At 62.3% G+C, this 15037-nt stretch carries 10 protein-coding genes; 8 read left to right on the forward strand and 2 right to left on the reverse strand.

Features of this window, described 5'->3' with window-relative positions:
* Window positions 1–122 precede the first annotated feature (122 nt).
* The 8 genes from ADU59_RS14580 (at window position 123) to ADU59_RS14615 (ending at window position 12549) form a co-directional block, all read left to right on the forward strand.
* A complete protein-coding gene (locus ADU59_RS14580) occupies window positions 123–1745 on the forward strand; it encodes an ABC-F family ATP-binding cassette domain-containing protein (protein ID WP_068954833.1) in 1623 nt (540 codons plus the stop codon).
* 199 nt (window positions 1746–1944) lie between these two features.
* Window positions 1945–4620, forward strand: coding sequence for a winged helix-turn-helix domain-containing protein (locus ADU59_RS14585; protein WP_068954834.1), 2676 nt, complete (start codon window positions 1945–1947; stop codon window positions 4618–4620).
* 120 nt (window positions 4621–4740) lie between these two features.
* Window positions 4741–6435, forward strand: coding sequence for a hydantoinase B/oxoprolinase family protein (locus tag ADU59_RS14590; protein ID WP_068954835.1), 1695 nt, complete (start codon window positions 4741–4743; stop codon window positions 6433–6435).
* Entirely contained in the window at window positions 6432–8495 is a 2064-nt protein-coding gene (locus tag ADU59_RS14595; protein ID WP_068954836.1) for a hydantoinase/oxoprolinase family protein, read from the forward strand. The genes ADU59_RS14590 and ADU59_RS14595 overlap by 4 nt, the downstream gene beginning before the upstream one ends.
* 1 nt (window position 8496) lies before the next feature.
* Window positions 8497–9582 (forward strand): ABC transporter ATP-binding protein, encoded by a 1086-nt coding sequence (locus ADU59_RS14600; protein ID WP_068954837.1) that lies wholly within the window; start codon window positions 8497–8499, stop codon window positions 9580–9582.
* Window positions 9583–9635: 53 nt separating this feature from the next.
* On the forward strand, window positions 9636–10814 hold the full coding sequence (locus tag ADU59_RS14605) for an ABC transporter substrate-binding protein (RefSeq protein WP_068954838.1): 1179 nt from the start codon (window positions 9636–9638) through the stop codon (window positions 10812–10814).
* A gap of 59 nt (window positions 10815–10873) precedes the next feature.
* On the forward strand, window positions 10874–11743 hold the full coding sequence (locus ADU59_RS14610) for an ABC transporter permease (RefSeq protein ID WP_068954839.1): 870 nt from the start codon (window positions 10874–10876) through the stop codon (window positions 11741–11743).
* Window positions 11740–12549: an ABC transporter permease gene (locus ADU59_RS14615; protein ID WP_068954840.1), complete on the forward strand. Its 810-nt coding sequence runs from the start codon at window positions 11740–11742 to the stop codon at window positions 12547–12549. Before ADU59_RS14610 ends, ADU59_RS14615 begins: the two co-directional genes overlap by 4 nt.
* 54 nt (window positions 12550–12603) lie before the next feature.
* Here ADU59_RS14615 and ADU59_RS14620 read toward each other — a convergent pair whose 3' ends face one another.
* Both ADU59_RS14620 and ADU59_RS14625 read right to left on the reverse strand, forming a co-directional pair.
* Entirely contained in the window at window positions 12604–13881 is a 1278-nt protein-coding gene (locus ADU59_RS14620) for a D-tagatose-bisphosphate aldolase, class II, non-catalytic subunit (RefSeq protein ID WP_068954841.1), read from the reverse strand.
* The gene (locus ADU59_RS14625; RefSeq protein ID WP_068954842.1) at window positions 13874–14875 is read right to left on the reverse strand and encodes a tagatose kinase; all 1002 of its coding nucleotides are present in this window, start codon (window positions 14873–14875) and stop codon (window positions 13874–13876) included. Before ADU59_RS14625 ends, ADU59_RS14620 begins: the two co-directional genes overlap by 8 nt.
* Between the last annotated feature and the right edge of the window lie 162 nt (window positions 14876–15037).

Raw genomic sequence — 15037 nt, forward strand, 5'->3', positions numbered from 1 at the left:
CACAGTGAAGACTCTTCGCGGGAAAAGCCCGTCAAAAAGACACGGATCCGGGCATCGAAAACCTGCGACATTCGCCAAAACACGTGCCATAAGGGCGCCGCAACATTCTTGGGCGCCGCAACATGATCCGTATTGAAAATATCAGCAAGCAGTTGAGCCACCGCATTCTCTTCATCGAGGCTTCCGCAGCGCTCAACAAGGGCGAGAAGATCGGCCTTGTCGGGCCGAACGGTGCCGGCAAGACGACGGTCTTCCGGATGATCACCGGCGAAGAACAGCCTGACGAAGGTCAGGTGGCGGTGGAAAAGGGGGTCACCATCGGCTACTTCAATCAGGATGTGGGTGAGATGGAAGGCCGCAGCGCCGTTGCCGAGGTGATGGATGGCGCCGGCCCGGTCAGCATCGTTGCCGCCGAACTGCGCGAACTCGAGACCGCCATGGTCGATCCCGACCGGCTGGACGAGATGGATGCGATCATCGAGCGCTACGGCGAGGTGCAGGCGCGCTACGAGGAGCTGGACGGCTATGCGCTGGACGGACGGGCGCGCGAGGTTCTGTCGGGTCTGAGCTTCACCCAGGAAATGATGGACGGCGATGTCGGCAAGCTGTCGGGCGGCTGGAAGATGCGCGTGGCGCTCGCCCGCATTCTGCTGATGCGCCCCGATGTCATGCTGCTCGACGAACCGAGCAACCATCTGGATCTGGAAAGCCTGATCTGGCTGGAGGAGTTCCTCAAGGGCTACGAGGGCGCGCTTCTGATGACCTCCCATGACCGCGAGTTCATGAACCGTATCGTTACCAAGCTGATCGAGATCGACGGCGGCGGATTGACGACCTATTCGGGCGATTATGAATTCTACGAGCAGCAGCGGGCGCTGAACGAGAAGCACCAGCTGGCGCAATTCGAGCGGCAGCAGGCGATGCTGGCCAAGGAAATCAAGTTCATCGAGCGTTTCAAGGCCCGCGCCTCGCATGCAGCCCAGGTGCAGAGCCGCGTGAAGAAGCTCGACAAGATCGAACGGGTCGAGCCGCCCAAGCGCCGCCAGGTCGTTGCGTTCGAATTCCAGCCGGCGCCACGCTCCGGCGAAGACGTCATCAACCTGAAAAACGTGCACAAGAGCTATGGCAGCCGGAGCATCTATGAGGGGCTGGACTTCATGGTACGGCGCAAGGAGCGCTGGTGCATCATGGGCATCAACGGTGCCGGCAAATCCACGCTTCTGAAGCTGGTGACGGGCTCCACCGAGCCGGACCAGGGCACCGTCGCGCTGGGCGCCAGCGTCAAGATGGGCTATTTCGCCCAGCACGCGATGGATCTGCTCGACGGCGAGCGCACGGTGTTCGAAACGCTGGAACACGAATTCCCGCGGGCCGGACAAGGACCGCTCAGGGCGCTGGCCGGCTGTTTCGGCTTTTCCGGTGATGACGTGGAAAAGCGTTGCCGGGTGCTGTCTGGCGGCGAGAAGGCGCGGCTGGTCATGGCGATCATGCTGTTTGACCCGCCCAATCTGCTGGTACTCGATGAGCCGACCAACCATCTGGACCTCGACACCAAGGAAATGCTCATCAAGGCCTTGTCCGAATACGAGGGCACCATGCTGTTCGTGTCGCACGACCGGCATTTCCTCGGTGCGCTGTCGAACCGGGTGCTGGAACTGACGCCGGATGGCATCCACGAATATGGCGGCGGCTACACGGAATACGTGGCGCGCACCGGCCATGAGGCTCCGGGCCTCCGGAGCTGATGGAAAGCATCGGGCATTGCCGGTGTTGGCTGAATGATATGGAAGAATGCCAAGATACTGCGGAAGACGGCCCAGCGGCGCATGGCTTGACCTCATCGGTCAACGCCATCGCTTCGTAGCAAGACCCGTTTGCGGTATTTTCGGCATGTCTACACAATCTCTGGCTTGCAAACTGGTTTGCGCATCGCAATCATAGGCAATGGTCAGCAATCAAACCCGATTTCAGCCGCCGGCGAGCGGCTATCAGCCGATCCGGCGCCGCAGCCTTCTGCTGCAATTGCAGCATTCAAGTCCCCGGCGGCTGACAACCATCGTCGCGCCCGCCGGCTACGGAAAGACCTCGCTCGGCGCGCAATGGTACAATCTTCTGAAAGACGAAGGCGGCAATCCGGTTTGGATTCCGCTGGAACATGACGACTGCGACCAGAGCCGTTTTCTTCTGGCGATACTGGAGCCCCTCGAGCATCTGCTGCCGGACGAGGCACGCGGGATCGACGCTGGCAGCATGCCGGTCGCGGCACTTCTCTCGGTTCTGATCACGCGCCTGCGCCGCATAGAGACGCCGGTTACGCTTTTCCTTGACGACTACCATTTCGCCCAGACCGATGCGACGGAATCGCTGATGGCGAAGCTCTTGGCAGCGGGCGATCTGAGCCATGTGGCGTTCGTTCTGATCTCGCGCAGTTCGCCGCGATTTCCGACCTCGACCCTGCGTCTCAACGGTGAACTCAAGCAGATCGGCGTCACCGATCTGAGCTTTTCCGACGCGGAGGCGCAGGAGTTTTTTGCAAGCAAGGCCGCAAAACTGACGCCCGAGCAGGTGGGCGAACTGAACCACCGTACCGAGGGTTGGGCGGTCGCGCTGCAGATGGTCCGGGTGCTCGTCAATGACAGAATCGAAAGCGGCGCCATCCTGTCGTCGTTCGACGGCAGCAATGCAGAGATGGGCCGTTATCTTTCCGAACAGGTGTTTTCCAGCCTACCCGAAGACATCCGCCATTTCCTGACCGAAACGGCGTCGCTTCCCGCTGTCAGCCGGGCTCTCGTTGCTGCCGTTTCCGGCCAGGCGGATGCCGCGGCACTCTTCAACCGGCTGGGGGACCATGCGCTTCCAATCGCCGTTCTTGATGGCCAGGGGACATGGATCCGCTATCATCCGGTCTTCAACAGCTTTCTGAAGGAGGAGGCCGAACGGGTCGGCATCGAGACCGGTCAGGTGCTGAAAAAGGCCGCGCGCTGGTTTGCTGCGCGCAACGACTGCGATGCGGCGGTGCGGCATGCCTTGCTGGCTAGCGATGCGGAGCTGGCCGCGGAGATCGTCGAGGATGCCGGCGGCTGGCGGCGGGTCTATGCGACGACGCGCGGCGGTACGCTGCTGTTTCGCACCTTGATCGATCGGGCCGCCGACATCAATCTTGCCGCTTTTCCACTGACGACGCTCGGGCTTTCGGTGATCAGCGCCAAGGCCGGCCAGCTGGACGCAGCCAACCATTATCTGGCGATCGCCGAACGGGCGATCGCCAGTGAGAAACTGTTACGCGATCTGCGGGTGGTCCGCGTCCTCATGTCGCTGTACACCGACCGCTGGGCGACGGCATCCGACCTGTCGGCGCTGGAGGCCGATCTGTCGCAAGACCGCGATATGGAGCTGATCCACCGCGCGCTGGCGCTGAATATGCTGTCCTACAACTTCCTGATCCGCACTGATCTTGAGCGTGCCCTGCATTACGGACAGCTCGCCATGCGGGCCTTCCGCGACGGTGGCGCGGATTTCGGTGCCATGCATCTCTATACCCATATCGGTCAGGCGGCGTTTTTCAGTGGCGACAGCGCGAGTGCTGCGGATGCGTACCGAAACCTGATTGCCGAGGCACAAACCAATATCGGCGAGGGCAGCGATCTTGACGCCGTCGGTCAAGTCTTGCAGAGCGAAGTTCTCTCCATGGGCGGCGAACGGCAGGCTGCATCGTCCGCCCTCTCCTGGGCGCTGCCGCATCTGGAGCGGCATGATACCTGGTTCGATCTGCTGGCCGCCGGCTTCACGGCACAGCAGCGGGTGTTCCGGCTGAATGATGACGTGATGGCGGCCCATACCGCCATCGACACGGCCCGTGCGGCGGCCCGGCGCCGGGGCTTCGACCGGTTGACCCGGCTGATCGACGGCGAGCGTGCGACGCTGCTGATCGCTTCGGGAGACGTCGAGGAGGCGATCCGCTACGCTGATGTCTGCGGCTTCACTGCACAGAGCGCCCGGTCCGACGGGGCCAACAACCTGGCTGTTCATCTGCGTGGCTGCGTTCCGGCTCTCCTGTGGGTACGGATCCATGCGGCGCTCGGCGAGACCGCACGGGCGCGCGCTGTTTTCCAGAGCCTTGTCACGCAGCAGGCCCAAAAGCCGCATGTGCCGCGTCGCATCGAACTCGGCTTCATCGATATCCGCCTGCTGCTTGCGGAAGGTGAACTGCAGAAGGCCGCCGCGACGCTGTCCGATCTGATGCTGTCGCTGCCGGTTGCCGATTACCGGGCAATCCTGCAGGTCGAAGGTGCAGAATTCGCAGACCGGCTGCGGTCATTGGCAGGCTCCCAGGATGTCCCGGCCATCGTGTCGCAACGGCTCATCCATGTTCTTGATACCGTACCGCCTGCGCGGGGTATTGCCGCGGCCACCATGCCGGAGACCGGCAGCCTGACCGAACGCGAGCGCGGTGTAATGCATCTTTTGAGCGCTGGTCTCAGCAACAAGGAAATCGGCCGCAAACTCAAGCTCAGCGACAACACGGTGAAATTTCACCTGCGCAATATCTTTGCCAAGTTGAACGTGACGACGCGAACGGCAGCGGTCATGGCCGGACGCGATATCGGCGTACACTCATGAACTGGCACCTACCCAAACGGGTGGGACGCGTCAAAAACCACCCACCCATCTGGTAGGCTACCTGCCTTCAACGAACGCCCCTAGTTTGCCCTCAACAAGAAAAACGAGGGTGACGAGACGATGACCACCGGGCAACATCCCGTCGATGCCGTGACGCAGGAAATCATCGAAGGCAAGCTGATGGCGACCGTCGATGAAATGGGTATCGTCATGGCGCGCACCAGCATGAGCCCGGTCATCTACGAAGTGCTCGATTTCGCCTGCGGCCTTCTGACCGCCGATGGTGAACTGGTCGCCCAGATGAACGGCATCACCCTGTTTACCGGCACCTTCGGTGTGCAGGTGAAGGCTCTTATCGAGAAGTTTACGGACAATCTCGCCGATGGCGATATCCTGCTGTCCAACGATCCCTATGCGGGCGGCACGCATGCCTGCGATTTTGCCATCGTCAAGCCGTTGTTCATCGACGGCAAAATCCTCGCCTATGCCATCAATGTTGCGCATTACCTCGATGTCGGCGGGTCGGTGCCCGGAAGCCTTGCGCCCGATGCCACCTCGGTGTTTCAGGAGGGGCTGCGCCTGCCGGGCGTCAAGATCGTCCGTGCCGATGTCTTTTCCGACGAAATCCTGCACATCGTCAGCGAGAATGTCCGGCTGCCTGAAATCGCGCTAGGCGACCTCAACGCACAGGTGGCAACGGTGCGGGTCGCCGCGCGGCGTATGGCGGAACTTTCCGCCAAGTACGGGGCTGGGGTTGTCGAAGCCGCCTTCGCCAATCTCCTGTCCGCAAGCGAATCCCGCAGCCGCGCCGCCATCACCGCGCTCCCCGACGGCCGCTACGAGGCTGCCGACATCATCGATGGAGACGGAGTCAGCCTTGCGCCGATCCCTGTCAATGTGGTGGTGACCATTGCCGGCGACCGCATCACGGCCGATTTCACCGGCTGTCCGCCAGCCGTTGCCGGGCCGATCAACTGTGCCCGCGGTGCGTTGCAGTCGGCAGTCAGGACGATCGTCAAGGCGATGGTCGGCCCCCAGGAACCCTCCAACGAAGGCTGGTTCCGGCCGCTCACCGTCATCGCGCCGGCCGGCACCATCTTCACCGCCGAAAAACCTTCGCCGACCGGCTGGTACTACGAGGGGTCGGTACATGCGTCGGAACTGGTCTGGAAGGCGCTGGCGCCGCTGATGCCGTCGCGGTTTTCCGCCGGATCCTATTCCAGCCTCTGCGTCGTCTATATTTCCGGCAAGGACCGGAGCGGCCAGCCATTCATCCACATCGAGCCGCAACACGGCGGCTGGGGGGCGAGCGAGCATCGCGACGGCGCCGACGCGCTGATCGCGCTCACCGACGGCGATACCTACAATTATTCGGTCGAAGTGATCGAGGCGCGGTTTCCGCTGCGGGTCAAGCGCTACGGCTTCAATGTCGAGGGTGGCACGGGTGCCGGCCGCAGGCGCGGCGGCTTCGGCATCGTGCGGGAATACGAGATCCTCGGTGAAGACGCATCCGCCTATGGCAGTTTCGGGCGCACGGCAACGCAACCCTGGGGCATGGATGGCGGCGGGCAGGGAAGCGTGAATAGGCTGCAGATCGCACCGGCAAAGGGGGGCGCGCTGCAAACCTATGGCCGCGTCGCCCATATCGATCTGAACAGAGGCGATGTTCTGCGCGTGATCACCGGCGGCGGCGGTGGCTGGGGCGATGCCTGCGAGCGCGAACCTCTGCTGGTCGAGCAGGATCTGCGCAACGGCTTTCTGACGGAGGCACAGGCCTCCAGTCTCTACGGGTACAACACGAGGATTTCAGGATGATCAGGCTGGCAACCGATGTCGGAGGGACATTTACCGATCTTGTCGGGTATGATGAACGTAGCGGCGAACTGTTTACCGCCAAAAGCCTGACCACCGTCAAAAACCAATCCCGGGGTGTGCTCAATGCCATTGCCTCGGCGGAAGAGAAATGTGGACTGCGAACGCGGGACGTGACTTTCTTTGCTCATGGCGGAACCACGGTCATCAATGCCATCACCGAGCGCAAGGGCGTGCGCACGGCACTGGTCACCACCGCCGGCTTTCGCGACGTGCTGGAAATCGGCCGGGGCAATCGCCCCGATCTCTACAATCTGCAGTTCCACAGTCCCGAACCTTTCGTTCCCCGTGAGCTGCGCTTCGAAGTCCGCGAGCGGCTCGATGCCTCAGGCAAGGTCATCCTGCCTCTGGAGCTCGACGATCTGAGGCCGATCATCGCCCGCTGCAAGGCGGAAGGGATCGAGGCCATCGCGATCCTCTTTCTGCACAGCTACGCCAATCCCGAACATGAAATTCTCTGCGCGGGCATTCTCGCCGACGCTCTTCCAGAGGTCACGGTCTGCGCCAGTCACGCGGTATCGCGGCAATGGCGCGAATACGAACGTACCAACACGGTGGTGCTCAATGCCTATGTCCAGCCGATCATCCAGCATTATTTCGAGCGGCTGGAAGAGGCCCTGATGAAGCGAGGGCTGACATGCCCTTACTACGCGATGCAGTCGAACGGCGGTATCTCGACCTTCGATCAGGCGGTGGGCAGTCCGCTGACCCTGGTGGAATCGGGGCCAGCCGGCGGCGTTGCTGGTGCGGCCCGGATCGGCGATGCGCTCGGTGAGCGCGAGGTCCTGTCGCTTGATGTCGGCGGCACCACGGCCAAATGCTCGCTGATCCATGGTGGGCGCCCGACCCTGAATGTCGACTACAAGCTGGAACATACCCGCATCCGGCCCGGCCATCCCGTGCAGGTGCCGGTGGTGGATATCGTCGAGATCGGCTCCGGCGGCGGCTCGATCGCCCGGCTCGACGATCGCGGCGGGTTGCGTGTCGGCCCGGAAAGCGCCGGTTCCACCCCCGGTCCCGCCTGCTACGGGCTTGGCGGCAAGAAACCGACGCTGTCGGACGCCATCCTCACGATCGGCATTTTCGATCCCACCACGTTTGCCGGCGGCAGCCTGCATCTGGACAGGCAGAAGGCGGCGGATGCGATCGCCACCGTCGCCACACCGCTCGGGATGAGCATAGAGGATGCGGCGATCGCCATTATCGACATCGCCCATGCCAGCATGATCAATGCCCTGAAACTGGTAACGGTGCAGCGCGGCCACGACCCGCGCGATGCGGTCTTCGTCGTCAGCGGCGGCGCCGGGCCGGCACTGGCCACCCGTCTCGGACGGGATCTGAACGTCAAGGCGACCGTTATTCCGCCGCACCCCGGCATTTTCTCCGCCTGGGGGATGCTGGCCGCAGAACCGCGTGCCGATTTTCGCGGCACCTGGTTTTCGGCTCTGACGGCGGGCGCGCTTGCGGAATTGTCCACCCGGTTCGATGGACTGGAAACCGAGGCCGTCGCCTATTTCGCCAAGGGGCAGGATGCCGATATCCGCTTCACCTATCAGGTCGAAGCCCGGTATCGCGGCCAGGAACATGGCGTCTTTGCCCAGTTTCATCGGGATGACGATGTTCAAAACTTTGCGGAACGCTTTCATGCCGCCCATGAGCGCGCCTATTCGTTCCGGCTGCCCGATGCCGGCATCGAGATCACCACCCTGCATCTCGAAGCGGTTCTGAACGGGCCGGTCATCGCATTGCCGCCGCTGCCGGGAACCGGCCATGGGGCAGATGCAGCCCTCACGGGCCGCCGTGACGTCTATTTCGGTGCTGCCCTCGGTTGGGTATCGTGCCCTGTCTACAAGCGCTGCCGGCTCGGACCCGGCCAATCGATCGAGGGGCCGATGATCGTGGAGGAGCCGACGGCAACCACGCTCGTTCAGGAAAACCAGGTGCTTGAAGTGACGGATACCGGTATCCTGATCATCCGTGAGAGCAGCGTTGAGGCGGAGTGATATGGCGATATCGATCCAGATCGATCGTGTCAGTCGGGACTATGGGCCGGTCAAGGCGCTGGATGACGTGACGCTCGACATCCGGGCGGGCGAATTCTTCACTCTGCTTGGATCGTCGGGATGCGGGAAAAGCTCGCTTCTGAAGCTGATCGGTGGCTTCGACAGGCCGACATCCGGCCGCGTCGCCTTCGACGGCAAGGATGTCGGCGATCTGCCGGCCAACAAACGCCCGGTCAATACGGTCTTCCAGAGCCTGGCCCTGTTTCCGCACATGAGCGTGGCGCAGAACGTCGGCTACGGTTTGCGCCTGAAGGGGCTGTGGGGCGTTGCGCTGGAAATCAGGATCAACGACGCGCTGGACCTTGTCGAACTTTCCGGCTTCGGTCCGCGCGACGTCAACCTCTTGTCCGGCGGCCAGCGGCAGCGTGTGGCGCTGGCCCGGGCGCTGGTGATGGAGCCGGGCATTCTGCTTCTCGACGAACCGCTGACCGGGCTTGACGAGCGCCTGCGTCAGCAGATGCGCGATGAATTCGGACGGCTGCACAAGCGCACCGGCGCCACCTTCATCCTCGTCACCCACAATCAGGACGAAGCGCTGAGCCTGTCGGATCGCATGGCCGTCATGCATCGGGGGCGGATAGAGCAGGTGGATGCGCCCGCCCGTTTCTTCGAGGCTCCGGCCAATGCGTTCGTTGCCCGCTTCATCGGTATCGATACCCTGTTGCGGCCGCAAAGCATCGTTGCGGCCGGTGGTCATGCGGAGGTGACCGTTGCCGGCCAGACGCTGCCAGCGCGGGTGGAAGGTCCAACGGATCCAGCCGCAAGCGTTATCGCCATCCGCCCGGACCGCTTGTTTCTGGCTCGGGCCGGCACGCTACCCGCGCTGATGCTGACAGTTGTCGGAACGACGTTCCGCGGGCTCCATCGGGACCTGAAACTAGCCTTTGCAGATGGCCAGACGCTGGTGATCGCCATCGAAGCAGACGCCGATATCGGGCCGTTTTCCATCGGACAGCAAGTGGCCGTCGGCCTCAAGCCGGATGCCGCGGTGCTGATTTCCAGCGCGGGATTGCCGCCGGCCGGATGATCCGGCGGTGAAGGAATGACAACGCATGCCAAGAACCAAAAAGGGGAATGACAATGAGCAAGCAGAACAGATCGCCTTTACCCCGGCAGCACAGCAATGTGCAGCGGCGTGATTTCCTCAAGCTGATGGGCGCGGGCGGTATCGCGCTCTCCGCCGGCAGCCTGGGCTTTGCCTCTCGTCTGGCCGCGCAGGGTGCCGCAAGCGTCGCCTTCTGGGCGACGGCAACGCTGGATATCGGCGACAAATGGCAGGAATTCGCCACGCAGAATGGCGTGACACCGGAATTCACCGACAACGGCAACGACCTCGGTCCGGTGATCGCGCGCCTCGCCGCCGGCAATGCCAACGACCTGTTCGACATCGGCGGCTTTCAGGGCGGCGCCGAGAAGGAACTGGCGCGGCAGGGCGTCATCATTCCATGGGATGTTGCCAAGATCCCGAATTACGAAAGCCTCTGGCAATGGGCGAAGGACATCCCCTATCTCAAGTATGACGGCAAGCAATACGGCATTCCGGCCGTCGTCAATGCCGACTCGATCATCTACCGGCCTGACAAGCTCGGCAAAATCGACAGCTACGGTGCGATCTTCGACCCGAAGCTGAAGGGTCGCGTGGCGATGGAGGATGCCTGGATCAACAGCGCCATCTTTACCGCCATGTATCTGAAGGAAAGCGAAAACCAGCCGATCGCCGATCCCGGCAATCTGTCGGAATCCGAACTCGGTCTGGTCATGGAATTCCTGATCAAGCACAAGTCGGACGGACAGTTCCGCACCTTCTGGAACGGCTGGGAGCAAGGCGTCCAGCTTGTTGCCGATCAGGAGGTCGATGCGATGACCGGCTGGGAGCCGATCGTCTACGAAGGCCGCAAGCGCGGGCTTCAGGTGGAGTATGCGGCGCCCGTCGAGGGGTATGAGGGCTGGGGTAACAATATGGTTCTCCTGAAGGGTGCCGGCGATCGCGGCGTTTCGGATACGGCCCATACCTTCGTCAACGGCCTGCTCGGCGGCTTCTACGGCTGCGAACTCGGCCAGGCGCGCGGCTATCTCGTGCCGACCGACAACAATGTCGTCTATGCCAAGGCCCATCCGGAAGAATACAAGCCCGATGACGTCGAGAAGCTCGGCGAACATGTGAAGGCGAAGTTTGCCGGCAAGATCTACTGGCAGAATGCCCGGCCGGACAATTTCCAGCTTTACGAGGAATGGTGGCAGAAGCTGCGCAACGCCTGAGCCAATGATCGGCAGCGGCAATCTCCTTGCCGCTGCCGCCAGACCCTTGAAGGACCAGCATGACCGGATCGCGCCTGCCCATTTCATCGGCTCTGATGACGCCGCCGCTGCTGGCCATCCTGGCATTCGGACTGGCGCCGCTGACCATCGTCGTCGTCTGGAGTTTCTGGAACTGGGACCCCTCGACCTACTGGATCAAGCCGGACCTGAGCCTTGCCGGGTATGCGGCCATTCTGGAGGTGGGGCGGTGGACGGTGATCGTCTCGACACTGGTAAAGGCGTTCGCAACGGCGCTGCTTTGCCTGCTGATCGCCTATCCGACGGCCTATGCCGTGCATTTCCTTGCCGGGCGACGGCTCAGTATCCTCCTGCTGGCTTTGATCACCATCCCGTTCTTCACGTCCTACCTCATCCGGTCCTTCTCCTGGCGGCTTGTGCTCGGGCGCACCGGCGTTCTCAACACATGGCTGCAGGACTGGGGCATCATCCATGCGCCGCTCGACTGGCTGTTGTTCAGCAATTTTGCCGTCGTCGTCGGACTGCTTGCCTCCTACCTGCCGTTTGCGACCTTTCCGCTGCTTCTGTCGATGCGCCGGGTCGATCCGACGTTTCTGGCTGCGGCACAGGATCTCGGCGCCGGTTTCTGGAAAGGTTTGACGAGCATCCTTCTGCCGCTAACCATGCCGGGCATTTTTGCCGGCTTCCTGTTCGTCTTCGTCATGGTGGTTGGATCGTCCACCGAGGTGCAGATGCTTGGCGGTGCCGGTGCGTCGATCGTGTCGGTGATGATCAACGATGTGATGCGTGTCGCCAATTATCCGCTCGCCTTTGCCATCTCCACCATCGTGCTTGTGGTGATCTTCGGACTTGTGCTGATCGGCAATCGCCTCTTCGGCCTTGCCTCGCTGTTCGAGGACCAGTCGCCATGATGACCCATGAAGGTCTTGCCAACCGTATCCTGCTCTGGGCGATCACCATCGCCGGGCTGATCATCATCTACGCGCCGCCGCTCTACCTGCTGGCCGTGTCGTTCAATCCCGCTTTGCAGCCCGGCCTGCCGCGCCTGTCCGATCTCAGCCTCACCTGGTATGCGGCACTGCCGAAGGAGAGGGCACTGATCGGGGCGTTGCAGCAGTCGCTGATCATCGCCACGGTGACGGCGGTGCTGGCAACCGGCATGTCGCTGCTGGCAGCGCTTGCCTATTTCGAACTGCGTGCCCGGCGGACGAGCTGGTTCCTGACGGTGATCCTGCCGATGTTCGTTCCGGGGGTGATCCAGGGGCTGGCGCTGTCGGCGGTGTTCACCCGCAGCGGTATCAAGGCCTCCAGCCTGACGGTCATCGCCGGCCATCTGCTGTGGGCCATGCCCTTTGCCTTCATCGTCATTCTCACCAGCTTTGCCGCGGTACGCCGCTCCTATCTGGTGGCCGCAGCCGATCTTGGGGCAACACGCTGGCACCAGTTCGTCGATATCACCCTGCCGCTGATCCGGCCGGGGCTGATCAGCGCCTTCCTCTTTTCATTCCTGCTGTCGCTCAACGAATTCACCCGTGCCTTCTATCTGGCAGGCCGCCAGAACACCCTGCCGGTCGTCCTGTTCGGCAAGATGAACTCGGGCGCCTCGCCGGTGATCTACGCCATGTCCGGCGCTATCTTTATGGCCTCCGTCGCATGCGTCGCATTGATCGCGATCCGCTCGCTATGGACAGGCACAGGGCAACGCTCGCCCCGATAAGGGGTGGAATATATAGGACACTCCGGCAGACGGCCGCGTTCCGACGCTTGCGTGTTATCGCGCCGGTTGAAGGCAGGCCTGTTCGTATGCGGCGAGAACCGCATCGACGGAAGCAATCAGGATTGTCTCGGGCTCACTTGTCCCTGCCAGCCACGCGAGGTGGTTTGGCAGATACTGGTGCGCCAGGGTTTCCGGGATCGCTTTTCCCTTGAGCGCCGTCATGAGGTTCGCAACGGCTGCTTCAGCATCCGGCTTGCCCCAGTAATATCGGATACGGTCGCTGTAGCTGTAGTGCCGCTGAAGACGAAGGGCGGTTTCGTCGCCGTGATAGTGGCCCTTCCAATCGCCAGGCGATGCAAGCATCGTGTCTTCCATGGCTTTGGCAAGCGGGCGATCGCCATATCCGTCGATCAATTCGGAGGCGATCATGTCCAGGGCATAAACGGCTTCGCGATAGGCGAATGTGAGGCCCGGACCGACCTTCAGAATCGGGAACCCGTCGTGCACCAGCGATGTGAGCGCCACCTCCGTCTGGTAGTCGGTGGAATGAGCCTCGAAGACCAGTTGCGGTTGCTCGTCCAGCAGCGCCGTCAGCTCTGAGGCCTGCTCCGACCTGTAAGCGATGACGTTGTCGCTCCCGAATTCGACGCCCGGCTGAACGACGAATGCGATGACGCGGAAAAATGCGTCCGCAAGGCCAGCCTGCTGAAAGATGGTCCGGTGGATGTCGATCGTCGAGCGCGCGGCATCAGGCGATGTCGGCTCCACACTGCTCAAAACGTGATCTGCCCCGCCGGGGACCGGAACCTCGGTTCCGAGGATATAGACCGGCGGCTGGAGGTTGGCCGCCAAGGCTGCCTTTTCGGCCACCCGCGCCAGCCGCGCCGCCCTTTGTGCAATCGTCTTGTCGTCGAGGGCCGCCGGCTCGCCGGCGCAGCCCATCGAAGCATCCAGATGGATCTTGGAGAAGCCGGCCCGCACATAGGCATCGACCATCGCCTCGGCCTTTTCCATGGCGATGTCCGGCTGCTCCTTCCTCCAGGGATTGGGACCAAGATGATCGCCACCGTAGATGATACGGCTGCGGTCCAATCCTTCCTCGTCGGCAATGCCGTTGACAAAGTCGATGAAGGCCTGCGGCGTCATGCCCGTATAGCCGCCGAGATGGTTGACCTGATTGCAGGTGGCCTCGATCAGCACTGTGCTGCCGTTCAGGGCTGCGCGTCTCACTGCGGCCCGCAGCACGACGGGATGCGCGGAGCATACGGATGTGATGCCGAAAGGCTTGCCGTTGCGACGGGATGGGGCGAGGCTCGTCAGGATATCACGCATGAATGCTCTCCGTCGTGCTGGATGCAATGAAGGCCTCGAGGTCGGCGAGGCTGGAGACCCCTTCCATCGGACCCCGTCGGGTGACATTGCGGGCGCCCGCCGCGTTGGCGAGCAGAAGGGCTCTTTCCGGCTCCATGCCGGCGCGGCGGCATGTGAGATAGGTGGCGCCGAAACAATCGCCGGCGCCGGTCGGGTCGACTTCCTCGACCGTGAAGGCCGGGCTATCGACCCGCGCACCGTCCCGGCCGAAGAAGGATGAGCCGTCCCGGCCGCGCTTCAGCACGATCTCGCTGACGCCGCCGTCCAGAAGTTTCGCCACTGCCGTTGCCTCGTCGGCGCTGTCGGCAGCAATGAGCAATTCCTCACCGGAGGGAAGCAACAGGTCGGTCACCGCGAGAATGTCATCCACAAGCTTGCGCCCGCGCCCGGCGTCGACCAGCTCCTTGCGGATGTTGGGATCGAAGGAGACGGAGCCGCCACGGCGTTTCACCGTCTTGATGGCGTTCTCCAGAATATCGGCGACACCGGGAATGGCGAATGCCGATCCCATGATGTGAAGATGCCCGGCACGCGCCACCAGAGCATGGGCGGCTTCCGTCATCCTGACGTCGCCGGCTGCGGAATGCGCGATGTTGAAGACGAAATCACGCGCGCCGTCTGGACGGTATCGCACGAAGGCACTGCCGGTGGGTTTGTCGGCGATGATCGAAATCGCCGAAATATCGGCGCCGTCGCGTTCGAGGCGCTCGATGTTCAGTCGTCCGAAATCGTCGTTGCCGACACTGGCTATGATCCCGGCGGATCCGCCCATTTGGGCCACCTGATCGATAAAGATGGCGGGAGCGCCGCTCGGGTAGGGACCGGTCAGCGGCTGCGGCTCCAGAAATCCCGCACCGATGGTTGTCGCCATGATCTCCACGAGGATTTCGCCGACAGTGATCGTGGGCCCAAGCGCTTCGGGCGCGAGACCCCGGATATTCGAAACGGACAACATCAGCCTCCCTTGATCCATTCAAGCCCCGGATCACTTCCGGAGCTGCCGACTATCGAGCCAAGTAGTGTGAGGGCGAGGTGCAGTCAACTTTATTTTACACGCGATAATTATTTTTGCAGTGCAAGAAATTATTGCCTCGCATTCATACGCGAACAGTTTTTC

The sequence above is a fragment of the Pararhizobium polonicum genome, from assembly GCF_001687365.1.
GTDB lineage: Bacteria > Pseudomonadota > Alphaproteobacteria > Rhizobiales > Rhizobiaceae > Pararhizobium > Pararhizobium polonicum.

Coding starts and splice junctions, on each gene's coding strand:
- ADU59_RS14580 (WP_068954833.1), top strand. CDS start 123: ATGATCCGTATTGAAAATATCAGCAAGCAGTTGAGCCACCGCATTCTC.
- ADU59_RS14585 (WP_068954834.1), top strand. CDS start 1,945: ATGGTCAGCAATCAAACCCGATTTCAGCCGCCGGCGAGCGGCTATCAG.
- ADU59_RS14590 (WP_068954835.1), top strand. CDS start 4,741: ATGACCACCGGGCAACATCCCGTCGATGCCGTGACGCAGGAAATCATC.
- ADU59_RS14595 (WP_068954836.1), top strand. CDS start 6,432: ATGATCAGGCTGGCAACCGATGTCGGAGGGACATTTACCGATCTTGTC.
- ADU59_RS14600 (WP_068954837.1), top strand. CDS start 8,497: ATGGCGATATCGATCCAGATCGATCGTGTCAGTCGGGACTATGGGCCG.
- ADU59_RS14605 (WP_068954838.1), top strand. CDS start 9,636: ATGAGCAAGCAGAACAGATCGCCTTTACCCCGGCAGCACAGCAATGTG.
- ADU59_RS14610 (WP_068954839.1), top strand. CDS start 10,874: ATGACCGGATCGCGCCTGCCCATTTCATCGGCTCTGATGACGCCGCCG.
- ADU59_RS14615 (WP_068954840.1), top strand. CDS start 11,740: ATGATGACCCATGAAGGTCTTGCCAACCGTATCCTGCTCTGGGCGATC.
- ADU59_RS14620 (WP_068954841.1), bottom strand. CDS start 13,881: ATGCGTGATATCCTGACGAGCCTCGCCCCATCCCGTCGCAACGGCAAG.
- ADU59_RS14625 (WP_068954842.1), bottom strand. CDS start 14,875: ATGTTGTCCGTTTCGAATATCCGGGGTCTCGCGCCCGAAGCGCTTGGG.